This is a genomic window from Oleiphilus sp. HI0125, assembly GCF_001635355.1.
Map to the genome: position 1 here is coordinate 1 of NZ_LWGF01001510.1, position 16,829 is coordinate 16,829.

16 protein-coding genes and 1 pseudogene are annotated in these 16,829 nt (G+C 44.7%); 7 read left to right on the forward strand and 10 right to left on the reverse strand.

The window, feature by feature from the left end; all coding sequences use genetic code 11:
- Both A3762_RS25310 and gatC read right to left on the reverse strand, forming a co-directional pair.
- Positions 1-785 (reverse strand): amidase (locus A3762_RS25310; protein ID WP_082869361.1); only part of this gene is annotated, 785 nt, incomplete at its 3' end.
- Positions 786-861: 76 nt separating this feature from the next.
- Entirely contained in the window at positions 862-1,149 is a 288-nt protein-coding gene (gatC, locus tag A3762_RS25315; RefSeq protein ID WP_068758186.1) for an Asp-tRNA(Asn)/Glu-tRNA(Gln) amidotransferase subunit GatC, read from the reverse strand.
- Between the two features lie 382 nt (positions 1,150-1,531).
- On the opposite strand from gatC, the gene A3762_RS25320 reads away from it, so the two are divergent.
- The 7 genes from A3762_RS25320 to A3762_RS25350 all read left to right on the forward strand — a co-directional run bounded on the left by A3762_RS25320 (position 1,532) and on the right by A3762_RS25350 (position 10,798).
- On the forward strand, positions 1,532-2,572 hold the full coding sequence (locus A3762_RS25320) for a rod shape-determining protein (protein ID WP_068473203.1): 1,041 nt from the start codon (positions 1,532-1,534) through the stop codon (positions 2,570-2,572).
- Between the two features lie 61 nt (positions 2,573-2,633).
- On the forward strand, positions 2,634-3,491 hold the full coding sequence (gene mreC / locus A3762_RS25325) for a rod shape-determining protein MreC (protein WP_082869349.1): 858 nt from the start codon (positions 2,634-2,636) through the stop codon (positions 3,489-3,491).
- Positions 3,488-3,967 (forward strand): rod shape-determining protein MreD, encoded by a 480-nt coding sequence (gene mreD, locus A3762_RS25330; RefSeq protein WP_068476111.1) that lies wholly within the window; start codon positions 3,488-3,490, stop codon positions 3,965-3,967. The genes mreC and mreD overlap by 4 nt, the downstream gene beginning before the upstream one ends.
- Positions 3,968-3,971: 4 nt before the next feature.
- Positions 3,972-4,583: a nucleoside triphosphate pyrophosphatase gene (locus A3762_RS25335; RefSeq protein WP_068758188.1), complete on the forward strand. Its 612-nt coding sequence runs from the start codon at positions 3,972-3,974 to the stop codon at positions 4,581-4,583.
- Positions 4,584-4,595: 12 nt separating this feature from the next.
- Positions 4,596-6,149: an Rne/Rng family ribonuclease gene (locus A3762_RS25340; RefSeq protein WP_068758190.1), complete on the forward strand. Its 1,554-nt coding sequence runs from the start codon at positions 4,596-4,598 to the stop codon at positions 6,147-6,149.
- Between the two features lie 37 nt (positions 6,150-6,186).
- On the forward strand, positions 6,187-10,002 hold the full coding sequence (locus A3762_RS25345) for a YhdP family protein (RefSeq protein ID WP_068758192.1): 3,816 nt from the start codon (positions 6,187-6,189) through the stop codon (positions 10,000-10,002).
- A 28-nt stretch (positions 10,003-10,030) separates the two neighbouring features.
- Positions 10,031-10,798 (forward strand): carbon-nitrogen hydrolase family protein, encoded by a 768-nt coding sequence (locus A3762_RS25350; protein ID WP_197469578.1) that lies wholly within the window; start codon positions 10,031-10,033, stop codon positions 10,796-10,798.
- Between the two features lie 41 nt (positions 10,799-10,839).
- On the opposite strand, the gene yjgA is transcribed toward A3762_RS25350, so the two are convergent.
- From yjgA to A3762_RS25390, 8 genes and pseudogenes are all read right to left on the reverse strand, one after another.
- Complete coding sequence (gene yjgA / locus A3762_RS25355; protein WP_068476106.1) at positions 10,840-11,373, reverse strand: ribosome biogenesis factor YjgA; 534 nt, start codon at positions 11,371-11,373, stop codon at positions 10,840-10,842.
- Between the two features lie 19 nt (positions 11,374-11,392).
- A complete protein-coding gene (mgtE, locus tag A3762_RS25360; RefSeq protein ID WP_068476105.1) occupies positions 11,393-12,754 on the reverse strand; it encodes a magnesium transporter in 1,362 nt (453 codons plus the stop codon).
- A 112-nt stretch (positions 12,755-12,866) separates the two neighbouring features.
- A complete protein-coding gene (locus tag A3762_RS25365; RefSeq protein WP_068476104.1) occupies positions 12,867-13,136 on the reverse strand; it encodes an HPr family phosphocarrier protein in 270 nt (89 codons plus the stop codon).
- Between the two features lie 41 nt (positions 13,137-13,177).
- Positions 13,178-14,053: an RNase adapter RapZ gene (rapZ, locus tag A3762_RS25370; protein WP_068476103.1), complete on the reverse strand. Its 876-nt coding sequence runs from the start codon at positions 14,051-14,053 to the stop codon at positions 13,178-13,180.
- Between the two features lie 21 nt (positions 14,054-14,074).
- On the reverse strand, positions 14,075-14,539 hold the full coding sequence (gene ptsN, locus A3762_RS25375; protein WP_068476102.1) for a PTS IIA-like nitrogen regulatory protein PtsN: 465 nt from the start codon (positions 14,537-14,539) through the stop codon (positions 14,075-14,077).
- 23 nt (positions 14,540-14,562) lie between these two features.
- Positions 14,563-14,865 carry a ribosome hibernation-promoting factor, HPF/YfiA family gene (gene hpf, locus A3762_RS25380; RefSeq protein ID WP_068475009.1) on the reverse strand — a complete coding sequence of 101 codons (303 nt, stop codon included), beginning with the start codon at positions 14,863-14,865 and terminating at the stop codon, positions 14,563-14,565.
- Between the two features lie 76 nt (positions 14,866-14,941).
- Entirely contained in the window at positions 14,942-16,444 is a 1,503-nt protein-coding gene (locus tag A3762_RS25385; protein ID WP_068476179.1) for an RNA polymerase factor sigma-54, read from the reverse strand.
- 184 nt (positions 16,445-16,628) lie between these two features.
- A pseudogene (locus tag A3762_RS25390) lies at positions 16,629-16,829 on the reverse strand (lipopolysaccharide ABC transporter ATP-binding protein); the annotation flags it as partial.

Consider the following 16,829-nt stretch of genomic DNA (forward strand, 5'->3'; position numbering starts at 1 on the left):
AGACCAATTTTCAGACCGCTCAAATCACCAGATAGAGCCGCCAAGTAGTCTGGCACTTCTTTGTCGATACTAGTTGAGTCTTTTGCGTCATGACCCGCCATAACTTGCAGCATTGCCGCACAGTCTTCAGCAGTTTTTGCCATTGGGCCACCTTGATCAAGGCTCGATGCGAAAGCAATCATGCCGTAACGTGAAACGCGCCCGTATGTTGGCTTTACTCCAGTTAGACCACAAAAGGCTGCCGGCTGACGGATCGAGCCGCCGGTATCTGTGCCTGTTGCAACGGGTGCCAAGCGCGCGGCTACTGCTGCAGCTGAGCCGCCAGATGAACCGCCGGGAACGAGGTGTTTGTCACCGCTCCACGGGTTAATCACTTTTCCGTAGTAGCTGCTCTCATTCGTTGAGCCCATCGCGAACTCATCCATGTTGGTTTTACCCAAACAAACCGCGCCTGCATCGATGAAGTTTTGAACGACTGTCGCGTTGTAAGGTGGTTCGAAGTTATGAAGCATTTTTGAACCACAGGTAGTTAGGGTGCCTTCCGTACAAAAGATGTCTTTGTGTGCGAAGGGAATGCCCGTCCATAAACCGGTATCGCCAGCGGCGATTTTCTCGTCAGCAGCTGCTGCATCAGCAAGTGCTTGTTCTTTTGAGACGGTAATATAACTATTGATTTTGCTGTCTAGTTTTTCGATGCGATCAAGATAGGCTTGAGTGAGTTCTACGCTGGTGAACTCTTTGTCGCGCAGGCCTTTGGCCAGCTCTTGAATTGTAAGTTCTAACATTCTTTATTGCTCTTTCGTCGTAGCGTGTTTTTAAACAGAAGGTGTTCTAATGCGTCACTATGAAAATTAGTGAGGCTCACTCGATAACTTTCGGCACGAGGAATAGGCCGTCTTCAGTTGCTGGTGCTACGCGTTGATATTTGTCACGTTGATTAGTCTCTGTCACTTGATCTGCGCGCAGGGTTTGTACTGCGTCCAAAGGGTGCGCCATCGGTGCAACATTGCTCGTATCAGCCTGCTGAAGCTGATCAACTAAACCCAAGATGTTATTAATATCGCCGCTTAATTTTTCCACTTTGTCATCTTCAATTTGAAGACGAGAGAGGCGCGCGATTTTTTGAATGTCATCAGGACTAATCGACATGTTTTAAACCTTAATTTATAAGTCTCGGCTCAGAAGCTTGCCTTAGAAGCTAGAACGCGAGGAGTTAAGAGATTTATAGTGCGTGAATTATGCTGTGAAGCATTTAGCCGAGCATCATACCACTTAGCTATAAAAAGTGGATATGCTCGCGAATCGAATAAGGAATGAATTTGCATAGAAATGCAAACTTTCGCACTAAGGACATAAATGTATGGGTGAAAAATGATCAAATGTTTAGCGGGAATCTTACGGAGCAATGGCTGAACGTTATCTTGTTTGCAATAAGGTCTAAATGAAGCTTTTGTTTCTTGCTCTAGTACCGCGCCATTGTTAAAGTTACGCGATAATTATATTCATAAATTCTTCAGGTTGAATTCCTTCCATGCTTAAGAAACTACGAGGCATGTTTTCAAGTGATCTGTCGATCGATTTGGGGACTGCAAATACACTTATTTATGTGCGCGAACGCGGCATAGTTTTAGATGAACCTTCTGTTGTCGCGATTAGAAATTCGGGCGCTCAAAAAAGTGTTGCTGCGGTGGGTGCCGAAGCAAAACGAATGCTTGGTCGTACCCCCGGAAACATCACTGCAATTCGTCCGTTAAAGGATGGTGTGATTGCAGATTTCGTAGTAACTGAAAAAATGCTTCAGCATTTTATTCATAAGGTTCACGAGAATAGTTTTATTACGCCGAGTCCGCGCGTGTTGGTCTGTGTACCAAGTCGTTCTACAAAAGTTGAACAAAAAGCGATTCGTGAATCTGCATTAGGTGCCGGTGCACGTGAAGTGTATTTGATCGAAGAGCCTATGGCTGCAGCGATTGGTGCAGGATTACCTGTGGAAGAGGCGAGTGGTTCGATGGTCGTTGATATCGGTGGTGGTACAACTGAAATCGCGATTATCTCATTGAACGGTATCGTCTATGCAGATTCGGTTAAAGTCGGTGGCGACCGCTTTGACGAAAATATTGTGACTTATGTGCGTCGCAACTACGGTAGTTTAATTGGTGATGCGACAGCAGAGCGTATTAAACAAGAGATTGGTTGTGCTTACGAAGGCTTGGAAATTCGTGAAATCGACGTGCGTGGACGTAACCTAGCTGAAGGTGTTCCTCGTGGATTTACTTTAAATAGTGACGAAATCTTAGAAGCGTTACAAGAATCTCTAGCTGCAATTGTTCAAGCTGTGAAAGGCGCGCTTGAGCAATCTCCACCAGAGCTTGCTTCAGACATTGCTGAACGAGGAATCGTACTAACTGGCGGTGGTTCACTACTTCGCGGTCTTGATCGTTTGTTAAGCGAAGAGACTGGCTTACCAGTTATCGTTGCTGAAGATCCGTTGACATGTGTTGCTCGTGGCGGCGGTAAAGCGCTTGAGCTTATCGATACAAACGGCGCAGATGGTATTTTTGCTGTCGAATAAGCAAGCTACCTAAATCCTGCTATAGAAGTGGGCTTAGTTGCTTTGCCATTAGGAGTGCGCCATTAGTACTGTATTTGTACAAGGTCCGTATTTGGGCTATCGCTTGATACTGGCGGTTCTCGTTAGTGTCGTGCTGATCGTTGTCGATGTGCGTTATGATCAGCTCGATCCTGTTCGGCGTGGTGTTAGTACTGTACTGACACCATTTCAATGGATGAGTGATGTACCGCGTCATATCACTGATGGTATTGGTTTTCTTTTTACTTCCCGTTCGTCACTCGAAGATGAGTTAGATTCCCTTAAAGCTAAAGTTCTTGTTCTAGAACGCCAGTCTCAAAAGCTTGCTAGTACAACCGCAGAGCTGAATCGTTTGCGAGAGTTATTGAATGCTTCTCGCGTTCTTGACGATGGTGTCGTAGTCACCGAACTTGTAAGTGTGAGCCCTGACCCAAACAAACATTATATTGTGATCAATAAAGGTCGCAGCAGTGGTGTGTATGTTGGGCAAGCTGTATTAGATGAATATGGCTTAGTTGGCCAAGTGATTGATGTCAGTGAGTTTCAAAGTCGGGTTTTGTTGATATCAGATGATCGTCATGCCGTGCCGGTGCAGGTTAATCGAAATGGTGTTCGCGCCGTTGCCTACGGGTTTGGTTCGCTATCCGCCTTAGAGTTAGCAAATGTTCCAGATACAGCAGATATTCAGGAAGGAGATTTACTTGTGAGCTCTGGTTTAGGTGGGCGCTTTCCGTCAGGCTACCCTGTAGCGACCGTGACGAAAGTTGCACACGATCCAGGAGCAGCATTTGCGACAGTGAAAGTCACTCCGCAAGCTAATCTTAACCGCAGTCGTTTATTGTTATTAGTTTTTCCAAATAAAGATGATGCGCCACAAAGCGGTGTTGAGGTCGCTCAATGATTTATCAGCCTAGTATGTTGGCCGTGGTGATCACCTTCATGTTGTCGGTGATACTCGAACTCATATATTTGCCGGCAATGATTTCGTTGTTCAGACCAGAGTGGTTGGTCATGACAGTCTTCTTTTGGACTCTGCGCTCGCCTAGTACTGTTGGTATAACTGTAGGCTTTTTTATTGGTCTGCTGCTGGATGTGATCAGTGGTGTATACCTTGGGATCAACGCCTTAGCCTTGAGTATCGTGTCGTATCTTGCGATAGGCATGCACAAGCGCTTTAAGCTTTATCCTTTGTTGCAGCAGTCTCTTGTTGCGTTCGTTGTTGTCATTATTCATTTGTTGATTGTGAACACCTTTACCTCTCTGTTAAGTCGAGCTGAAGCACCTTCAGATTTGTTGCTTCGGGCTATGTTTAGTGGGTTTTTATGGCCTATTCTTGTTGTTGTATACGACAGAATTAGCTTTGCTTTGCGAGGGTAGGTAAGTGCAATTAGTGTTAGCTTCGGCTTCGCCTAGACGTTTAGAGTTGTTACAACAGCTAGGTTACGATCCATTAAAAAGCCCCGTTGATATTGATGAGTCAGTTCATGACTCTGAGAAGCCGTATGCTTATGTTGCTCGCATGGCAAAAGAGAAGCTAGTAGCGGCAGCACATCAGTTTTGTCTTTCTAATTCTTGTATTGATGGTCGAGATTACTTAATGCTGGCAGGCGATACTGTTTGCGTGCATGGTGAGCAAATTCTGATTAAGCCGGAAGATTTTTCTGATTTTCAACGAATGATGCGCGTGATGTCAGGTGATCATCACACGGTCGCAACTGCCTATGCTTTGGGAGTATTAAGTAATGGCCAGCTTAGCGAAGTTCAGGAACATATCGTTAAAACTAAAGTCTTCTTTAGAGGGCTAAGCGATCAGGAAATCGCTGATTATTGGAAAACCGAAGAGCCTTTCGATAAAGCTGGTGGTTACGGCATCCAAGGCATCGGAGCGGTACTGGTCGATAAAATAGAAGGTAGTTACAGTAATGTTGTTGGCTTACCCTTAACGGAAGTTCACCAGAGTTTGAAATCGTTCGGTCTAGAATCAAAACTTTAAAAGGATAGTGTTTTGAGCGAAGAGTTGCTTATTAATGTTACCCCTGTTGAAACGCGTGTTGCGGTCGTAGAAAACGGGATGTTGCAAGAGGTATATATCGAGCGATCCAGTCGATTAGGGATTGTCGGTAATATCTATAAAGGCAAGGTTGTACGCGTATTGCCAGGAATGGAGGCAGCTTTTGTAGATATCGGTCTTGAGCGTGCGGCTTTTATTCATGTCTCTGACATCGTCGGGCCCGCAGAGAAAGATACTGCGCAACCTGATATTGCGCATTTGCTTCGTGAGGGTCAGCCTCTTGTTGTTCAAGTCACTAAAGATCCTATAGGCACTAAGGGTGCGAGATTAACCACTCAGTTATCTGTAGCGAGTCGCTATCTTGTGTACATGCCTAGCGTCCAACACATTGGTATCTCTCAACGTATTGAAGAAGAGTCAGAGCGTGATCGTTTGCGTTCCTTAGTGACGAAAGCCACGAAAAGTGAAGCTTTTTTTGCTGAGCGTGCTGCTGAGCCGAAGTCAGCGACTGAGCAAAATAATGATGCTGTTGATACAGAAGTCGGTGATAGCGAATCGAAAGATGAAAACGGGTCTGGATTTATTATTCGAACAGCGGCAGAAGGCGCTGGCGAGGATGAATTTGAAGCGGATATTCGATTTCTCATTCGGCTCTGGAGCAAGCTAGAGCAGCGCATTAAAAATTGTGCTGTAGGTGAGGTGATATACCAAGAATTACCGCTTCATGTGCGGGCTATAAGAGATTTGGTAAAACCGCAGACAGAGAAAATTCGCATCGATTCCAAAGAAAGCTTTGTGAAGGTAAAAGAATTTTCAGAGAACTTTTTGATTGATGTCAGTTCGCGATTGGAATATTACCCAGGTGAGCGTCCGATTTTCGATCTGTATAGCATTGAAGACGAAATTCAAAAAGCCTTGGGTAGGAAGGTTCAGCTGAAGTCTGGTGGCTACCTGATAATCGATCAAACCGAGGCTATGAGCACAATAGACGTTAATACTGGTGCTTTTGTTGGCCACAGAAACCTCGAAGAAACTATCTTTAAAACCAACCTCGAAGCGGCTCGAACGATAGGAAGACAGCTTCGTTTGCGTAATCTTGGTGGGATTATTATCCTCGACTTTATTGATATGGAAGACGAAGAGCATCAGCGTCAAGTCTTGCGTATGCTAGAGAAAATGCTCGAGCGCGATCACGCTAGAACCACGATTAGTTGTGTGTCAGAACTTGGTTTAGTGGAAATGACGCGTAAGCGAACAACAGAAAGCTTAGGGCAAACTTTGTGCGAGCCTTGCCCTGTTTGTGATGGCACCGGTTCACTTAAAACAGCTGAAACCGTCTGTTATGAAATCTTGCGAGAAATCTTGCGAGTTAGTCGCGCGTACGATGCGCAATCGATCATGGTGATGGCATCTCAAAGTGTCATTGATCGCCTGTTGGATGAAGAGTCTGATAATGTCGCAGATTTAGAAACTTTCATCGGCAAGCAGATAAAGTTTCAGGTTGAACTAATGTACAATCAGGGCCAGTACGACGTTGTTTTACTCTAGCGTCACTCCCTTAAGATAAACGCATAGGTTTTTCGCTTTGAATCGAACCTACAAACTGCTTAAATTCAAAGCGAAACTGCTTGCGTATACCGCATTAATAGCGGTCCTCGTCTATGTTGTAGCAGGGCGTTTAGTCCTCTCACAGCTTCCAGATTATCGCCTTTCTTTGCAAAGCTACCTAAGTTCTGAGCTGGAACTGCCTGTTGTGATCGATCAACTTGGGGCAAAGTGGAGTGGCTTTGATCCAATTCTTGAGATTCGCGGCATATCAGTCAATGGTGCACCCAACGCACATATAAAAACGGCACAGATTAAGTTCGCGTTCTTGGATACTCTGCTCAATCAAGCGCCGCGAATCAAATCTATTAAGTTAGACCAAACGAACCTTGCTCTGCATCAGGATAGTCAAGGAGGGTGGTCGCTTGCCGGGGTCGATTTATTTAATTTGCAAATAGACGATGACAGTACGTCTCAGTTTGCGATTGAAGATATTTTAGATGGCGCAAACCTAAAGCTTGTTGATGCATACGTGCGCGTGACAGTGCATGGCAAAGATGAGCGTGTATGGCATCTTCCATCCTCAAGTTTGACGTATATTGATGGACAAATATTCGCGCAAGGTAACGTCATTCGTCCAAATGGATTGCAGCCCTTAGCGCGATTTGTTTATAACAGCGCTGATTTTGAATCTAGTTCATCGACTGCCGGAAAACTCTATATTGAGGCGCGATCTGCTGACTTTCTTGATCGTTTTCTTGAGGCTTATTCTTGGAAAGGTTTAGTAATTAACGACTTGGATGTGAGCGGTCGCGTATGGCTTGATCTAGCTGGTCTAAAGGTTGAAGGGCTTTATGCCGATGTTCAATTACATCGTCTGAATTGGAGTGCCGATCAAAAAACTTTATTGCCGATAGTGAATTCATCCGCGCGTTTCTCTTGGCAAGGCAATGAAAACGGGCATCGGGTTGCCCTGGATAATCTTGTCTATCAATGGAATGGGCAGCGATGTTCAATTCCTGGAGCTGTACTTGAATCCTCCGAAGCTGGACTGAATGTCTCGGTCAGTCAAATAGACCTAGATTGTACCGGCGAATTATTGCGATCGGTCGATCTATTAGATAGCGATCTAAGTGAGCGACTTAGGGTTAGTGATCCTAGTGGTCTACTTAAAAACATGCATATTGCTTTGGATTCAGAAAGCGATGATTTTTCGTTTAAATCAGAGCTACACAAAGTATCTTTGAAGCCATTTAGGGGTACTCCTGGTGCAACGAACATCGACGGTTTTATTGAAGTTAATGAGAACCTAGGTTACGTCGATTTTTATAGTGAAAAGTTCGGCTTATTTTTCCCTGATTTGTATTTAAAGAGCTTTGATAGTTATAGCGCGTCAGGCCGGGTTCAATGGTATCAAGATGGCGATGACTATGTGGTCGAGTCGCAAGGCCTGTCGTTGAAATTGTTCGATGATGCAGAAGTGACTGGCGATTTTGTTCTCCGACTTAATGACGATTCGCAAGAGGATTACCTAGGTTTGATGCTCGGTATGACAAATGTTGAGTTATCGAATGTGATTGATTTTGTACCGTATTATGCTGTTGATTCGACCTTACATCAGTGGCTCGCAGAGTCGCTTAAAAGCGGCATTGTAGAAGATGGGCGTTTTATTGGGTATGGAAGTATCGAATCTGACAGCCCCAATAATAGCTTTAGTTCAACCTTGGCGCTCAGAGCGAAGCCAGCCGAGCTAAAATTTGACGAGTTATGGCCGTCACTGACTGATCTCGATTTAACTCTGAATTTACACAACGACAGGCTGATCGTAGAAGCTGAAAGTGCGCAGATAAACGGTGTTTCTGTTCGTAATCTCTCTGCCGTTATGCCGGGGGTAAGCGAAGAAGAGCCCGACTCTCGTTTACAGGTTGATGCTGAATTATCCCTTGATGGCGCGGATTATGATTATTGGCTTTCAGAGTCTCCCATTGCTGATGCAACCCGAGGTGTTTCAGATTTACTTAGCTTTGAGGGGCCTGCGGAGGCGCATCTAGGGCTGAATTTAGTTTTTCAGGATGAACTGCAGACCGATTACAGCATTGACGTATATGCACGAGGTTTGAAAGCGAGTCATCGAGATAGCCACTTATTTGCGGAAAACATCGTGGGTAAGTTGAAGGTGGATTCTCAAGCAGGTATTAATGCCGATATGTTATCGATGCAGTTTATGGGCGAGGCTGCATTTTTAAATATAGAGAATCGTTCGGATATAGCGGCAACAGAGTTGAAATTATCTGGGCAGTTAAATCCCAGTAAGCTATTCACGGATGAGAACAAGCGGTCTAGTAATGTTCCTTTTTATGGCGTAAGCGGTCGTACCGCCTTTGAATCCTCATTGATAATTCCTGATGCGCAAGAGCCAGCACGTTTTGAGATGACGAGCAATATGCAAGGTCTTGCAGTTGATTGGCCTGAACCTTTTGCCAAATTATCTGAATCTAAAAATTCCGTGCAAGTAAATGCTTCGATTAAAGAGAAGCAAGCGGATGTCACTATCATTCTAGATGGTCAGGCACTACCAAAAGGAAGTGGGCAGCTCTTGTTTGTTGATGAGCAATTAGAGTACGGAAAGCTTGTGCTGTCATCATCATTAAACCCTCTAGACTTTGGCGCGTATCGTTTTTCTGAAGAGGGCTTGGGTGTTGCTGTCGCGCTTGATCATATTGAAGTTGAGCCATGGATAGATTTCGCTAGCGAGACCTTTACTGGCGAGGCGGGTGAAGCAGGAATATTGAAAGAGATTTTTGTCAAAAGTCCTGTCGTAGATATGTTTAACCATCGCGCTCTAGATGTCGAGGCGAGAATCTCACCATCCTTATCCAAGATAAATATCGTTTTGTCAGGTAAGGGCGCTGAGGGTGAAATTGTTTTTGCCAAAGGGGCTGCACCAGTTTCCGTGAATCTGAAGCACCTGCGTATAGAAGAACCAGCGGAGAGTCTTGATGGAGATAACGTTGCAGATGTAGATCCAAGAGAAATAGAGGCAATGTCATTCGCGGTGGATGACTTGTATTTTGGCGGCACTGCATGGGGGGCGTGGCGCTTTTGGACAGATTCTGATGACTATGGAATGGTGTTTAGGGAATTGCGCGGTGAAGTGTCAGGGAGTGCTCTAGAAGGGCAGCTGTCATGGCAATATGACGAAGGTCATAGCCATACTATCTTAACGCTTGATACTGCAGGAGCGAATGTTAAGCCTGTACTGGAGTTGTTTGGTCAGGAATCGCCACTAACGAGTGGGAAATATAAATCGGAGTTGGCGCTAGTATGGCCAGATCAGCCACAAAACTTCGCTTTATCAAAAGTATCTGGCACTGCTTCTATGACATTTGAAGATGGAGTTATCTCAACTGATAACCAAGCAACCGGTATTTTGCGTTTGTTTGGCGTGTTTAATGTCGATGCTTTAGTTCGCAGATTGAAATTGGATTTTTCCGATTTGTATAAGCAAGGTATCAGTTATGACAACCTCAATGTCAATGTCGTGATGGATCAGGGCGACCTTCGCTTTGTTGATCCATTAAAGATCAATGGTCCCTCAAGTAACTATACGCTCAGTGGTCATGTGGATTTAGCGGAGCAGATGTTAGATCTGAAAATGTTGGTTGAACTACCTTTATCTAGCAATGTTCCTATCGCGGGCCTGATGTTGGGAAACCCCGCTATAGGCGGAGCAGTGTGGCTAGTTGATAAAATCTTAGGGCAACCCTTATCAAGGCTTTCGACTGTGCGCTATGCCGTGAAAGGGAATTGGGACAACCCAGAGATGACGCTCGAGCAGGCCATCAATGCCAAGTAATACGCAGTTGTGTTGCGCGGTCGTGCAAATGAATAGTTCAGACGACTGGCGCAGTAATTTCAATAATGCCTTGATGTATATCGAAGAGGCCAGTGCCTCAGGTGCTCGGCTCGTTTTATTTCCAGAAAACTTTCTCTGTTTTGGGCAAAGTGCATTAGCGCAATTTGCTCCGCATGTGGATGCTTGTATTGAGCAGTTTCAATCTTTGAGCAACAAGACAAATATGACGCTCATTTGTGGCTCAATTCCAGTCGAGAATGGCGAGGGGAAGTATTACGCTCGTAGTTTCGTGATTGCACCAGAAAAAGACACTGAATACTACGACAAAATCCATCTTTTTGATGTGGATGTAGATGATGGCGTTGGGGCTTATCGTGAGTCAGATACCTATTGCGCGGGGGATGACCCAAAGGTTGTTTATATAGAGGGCGTTGGGCTCGGCTTAAGCATTTGCTATGACTTAAGGTTTTCTGAGCTTTATCAGCATTACGCGAAGCAGGGTGTTCAATTGATAACTGTTCCTTCGGCCTTTACTTATGCGACAGGGAGTCGTCATTGGGAGTTATTGCTTCGTGCTCGTGCAATAGAGACACAAAGCTTTGTGTTGGCTGCAAATCAATGCGGAGAGCACCAAAAGGGCCGCCGTACTTGGGGGAACAGTATGATCATTGATCCCGATGGGAATATTTTGGCATCAGCCAATCATGAGCCGGATATTATAGTTGCGAACTTAGATCTTTCCTTTTTATCCGAGATCCGCAAAAAGATGCCAATTGCCCAGCATAAGCGTCTTTAGTCTTTACTGCTGCGCTTTGTAGTTTTATAGAGCGCTACGATTTAATTCAGAATATCTTCTTCGTATTGCTTCAAGAACTTGAAAAGCTTTTTGGCTGCGCCGGTATTCTTTTCGTTTTGACGATCTTTATTCGCGTTTCTCACAAGCTGGCGTAATGTCTGTATCTCAACGCTTGGGTGTTTTTCGACGAATTCAGTTAATGCCGCATTACCTTCGTTGATCAGTCTTTCTCTCCAAGCTTCGAGCATATGTAAGCGTTTCGCGTATATATCGCTAGATGTATCGAATCGATCGAGTACTGTCTGAATTGCATCAATGTCTTGGTTGCGCATGACTTTGCCAATGTACTGTAATTGGCGTCTTTTGGCTTCCCGTGACGAGATGCGTTTGTAGGTCGTGATGCCTTCTTCTAATTCTTCTGAGATAGGTACTTGTTCAAGGTGGGAAGCTTTTAATTCACAAAGCTGCTTGCCGATTGCTTGTAACGCTTCCATCTCGCGTTTAATTTGGCTACGACTTTTAATGTCTTCGTCGAAATCTTCGTTGTTGCTATCGAATGGGTCGTGCTGACTCATAAAGTACCTGTGATCAAATTTATGCGTAGGCGATTGAGGCTAGGCCTAAAAAGGAGAGGAAGCCTACAACATCAGTGATAGTAGTCAAGATCACGCCACCTGCGAGTGCTGGATCAATGTCGCGCGATTTCAAAAAGTAGGGGAGTACGGTACCTGCTATAGCGGCTACAACGAGATTAATCATTAAGGCTGATGCGATTACGATTCCGATCGTGATGTCTTTGAACCATAGCATTGCGAGGCCTGAAACCACGGCAGCCCATAATGCGCCGTTAATCATGCTCACAGTGAACTCGCGATTGAGTAGCCACTTTAAGTTGCCACTACTGATTTGACCGACTGCCATACCACGTATCACAAGTGTAAGAGTTTGGCTTCCTGCTATGCCGCCCATACTGGCAACGATTGGCATTAGTACAGCCAGTGCCACGACTTTTTCAATAGTACCCTCAAACATGCCAATCACGGCAGAGGCAATAAAGGCGGTGACTAAGTTTATGCCCAGCCAAACAGCGCGCCTTTTGGTTGTTTGCTTCACCGGTGCGAAGGTGTCTTCATCCTCGTCGAGCCCCGCCATACTCATCAATGAGTGATCAGCATCATCCCTAATGACATCAACCACGTCATCAATGGTGATACGCCCAAGCAATATATTATCGTCGTTCACGACTGGTGCGGTGACCAAGTCCTGACGTTCGAATACATTCGCGACTTCGCTATCTGGCATATTGACGTTGATTGTCGTGATGTCTGTTTCCATGACCTCACGAACCGTAGCACTTGGGCTAGATACCAACATCGTAGTTAGTGGAAGGATACCGACCAAAACACCATTTCGGCTAACAACGAGAAGACTATCTGTCATCTCGGGTAGGCTTCGGTGTCTTCGCAAGTAGCGCAGAACAACGTCCATTGTGATGTCCGCACGGATAGTTACCGTGTCGGTGTTCATCAGGCCACCGGCAGTATCTTCCTCGTAGGCGAGGACTTCCTCGACACGTTCCCGGTCTTGGCTGTCCATGGAGTCTAGGACTTCGCCAATGACAGCTTCAGGTAGGTTCTGCAGTATGTCTGCTAGGTCATCTGTATCGAGATCTTCGGTGGCGTCGATAAGTTCTTGCGCATTTAACTTGCTCAAGAAATAGGCTTGGACGTCTTCGCTTAGGTCTTGAAGAACCTCTCCGCGATAATCATCATCGACGAGCTGCCAAATAATATTACGCTGTTTAGGTGGAGAAGACTCGATGAGGTGAGCGACATCGCTCGTCGATAAGCTCTTATTAATAATGCGAGCTACTTGCTTCAGAGAGCCGGCTTCAATGGCATCCGAAATGGAGCGCCAGTGTTGCTCTGGTGTCTGATTGTTAGAGTAGCTTGCCATGGGAACGCCGAAAGTTTGTTTAAGCTATGAGTATAGCGTATGGCGTGCAGATCGGTTGATTAATTTCTTAAGAAAACAATGGCTTAATAGGATAAGTTATAACGAATTAGAGTTAACTTTCTTCATCAAACCGATTATTGATCAATGTTTTCAAGGCATTCATGGCTTGCTCTTCATCCGCGCCATCAACAGTAATCGTTATCTGGGTGCCCTTGCTGGCTGCAAGCATCATGACAGACATGATGCTTTTTCCGTCAACTTCTCTATCGTCTTTTGTGATGGTAAAACTGCTTTCAAAATGACCGGTGCATTCCACGAATTTGGCTGCTGCTCGGGCATGCAGTCCAAGATCATTGATAATTTCGACAGTTTCGCGAAGCATTCGATTCCCTTTGAAGTCTCAGTGTTTTCTTAGAATTTATTTTATTGGGTTTTCATTGGAGCGGATAGTTCTTTGTGGCGAATCAACACGCTTTTGTGAGATTGCTTAAAGTATGCTCCGATTTTTTCGCATAAATAAACGCTACGATGCTGGCCGCCTGTGCAGCCAATGGCAATTGTCATATAGCTGCGGTTATTTGAGGCGAATTGATCAATCCACTTGTCGAGGAAAGTAATAATTGAAGACTCCATTTCCTCGACTTCTGAATGTGAACTTAAGAAATCTTCAACAGGTTTGTCGAGCCCCGTGAATACGCGTAGAGATGGGTCCCAGTACGGATTAGGGAGGCATCGAACGTCAAAAACATAATCTGCATCGCTAGGCACGCCGTGTTTGAATCCAAACGATTGGAATAGTAGGGCCATTTCTTGTGTAGCTCTGCCTGCTACTCGTAGTTTGATATGGTCACGCAATTCATACAAAGACATGTCGCTTGTATTTATATTGAGGTCAGCCTGCCTGGAAATGGGTTCTAATAAAACGCTCTCTTTGTTGATGGCTTCGCTTAAGGAAATGTCGGGAGAGCTTAAAGGGTGTTTTCTTCGTGTCGCATGAAAGCGCTTTATGAGTGTTTCGCTATCCGCGTCAAGAAAGATAATGTCTGTTTCGATATTCTGATTTTGAAAGGCTTGATAAAAAGCAGGGAAGTTTTCTATGCCGCTTTGTAGGTTGCGGGCATCAATGCTCACGGCAACTTTTGCCAAGCGCTCATCTGTTTGTCTTGCTGATTGTGAGCCAAGCTCTAAGAGCAAACCGACAGGTAGGTTGTCGATGCAGTAATAGCCTAAGTCTTCTAAAACATGGAGGGCAGTACTCTTACCTGAGCCCGATCGGCCACTAATAATTACGAGTTTCATGGTGCCTCCACAGTAAGGCAGTTAGCTTTCAGTCATTAACGTATAAAGCTCAGAATCAGATGATGCAGCACGTAGTTTATTGCAAAAAGAAGAGTCATTAAATCTTTCCGCTATTTGGCTAAGTAACTCTAAATGTTCGCTGCTTGCTTCTTTAGGAACGATCAGAACAAACAGTAGATTAACTGGTTGGTTGTCGATTGCGTCAAACGCGATATCTTGTTCAAGTGTAAATAATGCGCCTATGACTTTTGAGCATCTCAACATTCTGCTGTGAGGGATGGCAATTCCTTGTCCGATTCCAGTGCTACCTAATTTCTCACGGGCAATTAGATTTTCGAATAAATCTTCTTCAGACAGCTCGGGGATTTCTTGTGAAATTGCAGCTGCGATATGCTCTAGTGTTTTTTTCTTGCTAGTGCCCGGGAAACTGACGCGAGTCAGTCCCGGAACAAGAATAGAGCTAATAGTAATTGAACCTTCGTTCATTTTTCTTCCAATACTACGAGTAGCTACACGGCCCCATGCGAGCGCGCAACTTGTTTTTCTTTGTGTTTCAGTATCTGTCGATCAAGCTTGTCTATAAGCTTATCGATAGATGTATACATATCTTCGTCTTCTGCAGTACCGTGAATGTCTGCGCCGCTAATGTGAAGTGTGGCTTCCGCAATTTGTCTTAGCTTTTCCACTGAAAGGGTGACCTGCACATTTGTTATACCGTCCACGTGACGCTCAAGCTTCTCTAGCTTGTCAGTAACGTAGTTTTTCATTGAATCTGTTAGTTCAACGTGGTGACCGGTGATGTTTACTTGCATAAATGTCTCCTTGTTGGTTTTTTGCGGAAGAAATTTCCGCGGATGCTTCTAACAAGTCTTGCGAATATACAGCTTCTTACATTAAACGCTTCCTTTCGTTAGAAGGCGGGATTGACATCGCTTCGCGGTACTTTGCAATAGTACGGCGAGCAACGTTAATGCCTTGATCTTTGAGTAGGTCTGCAATTTTGCTGTCGCTAAGAGGTTTCTTAGGATTTTCAGCAGCAATTAATTTTTTAATGATAGCGCGTATTGCCGTCGATGAGCATTCGCCGCCAGAAGTCGTCCCAACATGGCTTGAGAAGAAGTACTTCAGCTCAAAGATGCCACGCGGTGTGTGCATATACTTTTGCGTTGTTACGCGAGAAATTGTGGATTCATGCATATCAACTGCTTGGGCTATATCATGGAGAATAAGCGGTTTCATTGCTTCTTCACCATAGTCTAAAAAGCCTTGTTGATGTGCAACAATTTTGCTTGCAACTTTGAGCAAAGTCTCGTTTCTGCTTTGGAGGCTTTTTATAAACCACTTAGCTTCTTGAAGTTGGTCCTTCATGAAGTTGTTGTCGTTGCTATTATCTGCACGTTTTATAAAGCCAGCGTAGCTGTTGTTTACGCGAATCTTAGGTGCGATTTCTGGATTGAGCTCTACTTTCCAGCGCCCATTTACCTTTTTCACCACGACGTCGGGAACAACGTATTCTGGTTCCGCTTGAATCACTGACTCGCCTGGGCGAGGGTTTAGCGATTGGATCAAGCGAAGAACTTCTTTCAAATCGTCTTCTTTAAGACGACTTCTTCTGATGAGCTGTGCGTAATCGCGACTACCCAGCAGATTGATATAGTGGCTGACGACAAGCTTGGCTTGCGGTAGCCACTCAGTGTCGGGATCTAGTTGACGTAACTGAAGCATTAGACATTCTTGAAGGTCTTTTGCGCCCACGCCTGCTGGGTCAAAATGTTGAACACGCTTCAGAACTGCGTGAACTTCTTCTAGTTCGACTGGATCTTCATCTTCTTCGTTAAATAGACCTTGATGAATATCTTCAATGGTATTTTGTAGATAGCCTTCCATGTCAATCGCATCAATAATTGTTTCTGCAATTAAACGATCGCGGTCAGAAAATGGTGTTAGATTAAGTTGCCATAGCAGGTGATCATTCAGAGACTCGCTAATTGAATTTCTGCTTTCGAAATCGCTGTCGTTCTCATCTGGCATTGTGCCAGAGCTTGCTGGGCCACTTGTTTGGTAGATGTCTTCCCATGCAGTATCGACAGGTAAATCGGTTGGTATCGAATCGCTAAATTCATCGCGTTCGCTTTCGTGAAGATCTCGTGATGGCTCGACTTCTGAATTTGATACTTCGCTAGATTGTTCATTTTTTGAATTTTGCTCTGACTCGCTATTTGGCGTCTCAGGACTGTCTTCAATCATTTCTAGCATTGGGTTTGATTCCAATGCTTCTTGGATTTCCGCCTGAAGATCTAGAGTCGATAGCTGAAGCAGTTTAATAGCCTGCTGCAGCTGGGGCGTCATTGTAAGACTTTGCCCCATTTTGAGTTGTAGGGATGCCTTCATTACCATCAGTCGGTCATCCTAACTTTTTCAGTGTTTTTGTCATTGTCGAACGAATTCTCTATGTGCTTGTCCAGCACGTAATGTCATATCTTCTATTTTAAGAACTTCCGAGAAGAATTTGAACGAGTTTTTGATGAACTTAGTTAAACCTTTTTTCACTGGTAATTGCACAGGGAATTTGGTTTTAAATTGTAAATTCATCGCCAAGGTAAACCTCGCGCACCTTTTTGTTCTCTAATACTTGCTCAGACGAGCCTGATGCAATGATGTGTCCATTGCCAACAATATAGGCTTGTTCGCAAATGTCTAAGGTCTCTCTCACGTTGTGGTCGGTGATAAGTACGCCAATATCTCGGTCGCGAACTTGTCGCACTATTTGCTTGAT

Bases quoted from the DNA above. Each gene is read 5' to 3' on its own strand.
- rapZ (WP_068476103.1), bottom strand. From the start codon at position 14,053: ATGAAACTCGTAATTATTAGTGGCCGATCGGGCTCAGGTAAGAGTACT.
- mgtE (WP_068476105.1), bottom strand. From the start codon at position 12,754: ATGGCAAGCTACTCTAACAATCAGACACCAGAGCAACACTGGCGCTCC.
- A3762_RS25320 (WP_068473203.1), top strand. From the start codon at position 1,532: ATGCTTAAGAAACTACGAGGCATGTTTTCAAGTGATCTGTCGATCGAT.
- hpf (WP_068475009.1), bottom strand. From the start codon at position 14,865: ATGCAAGTAAACATCACCGGTCACCACGTTGAACTAACAGATTCAATG.
- gatC (WP_068758186.1), bottom strand. From the start codon at position 1,149: ATGTCGATTAGTCCTGATGACATTCAAAAAATCGCGCGCCTCTCTCGT.
- A3762_RS25350 (WP_197469578.1), top strand. From the start codon at position 10,031: ATGAATAGTTCAGACGACTGGCGCAGTAATTTCAATAATGCCTTGATG.
- A3762_RS25385 (WP_068476179.1), bottom strand. From the start codon at position 16,444: ATGAAGGCATCCCTACAACTCAAAATGGGGCAAAGTCTTACAATGACG.
- yjgA (WP_068476106.1), bottom strand. From the start codon at position 11,373: ATGAGTCAGCACGACCCATTCGATAGCAACAACGAAGATTTCGACGAA.
- mreD (WP_068476111.1), top strand. From the start codon at position 3,488: ATGATTTATCAGCCTAGTATGTTGGCCGTGGTGATCACCTTCATGTTG.
- A3762_RS25365 (WP_068476104.1), bottom strand. From the start codon at position 13,136: ATGCTTCGCGAAACTGTCGAAATTATCAATGATCTTGGACTGCATGCC.
- ptsN (WP_068476102.1), bottom strand. From the start codon at position 14,539: ATGAACGAAGGTTCAATTACTATTAGCTCTATTCTTGTTCCGGGACTG.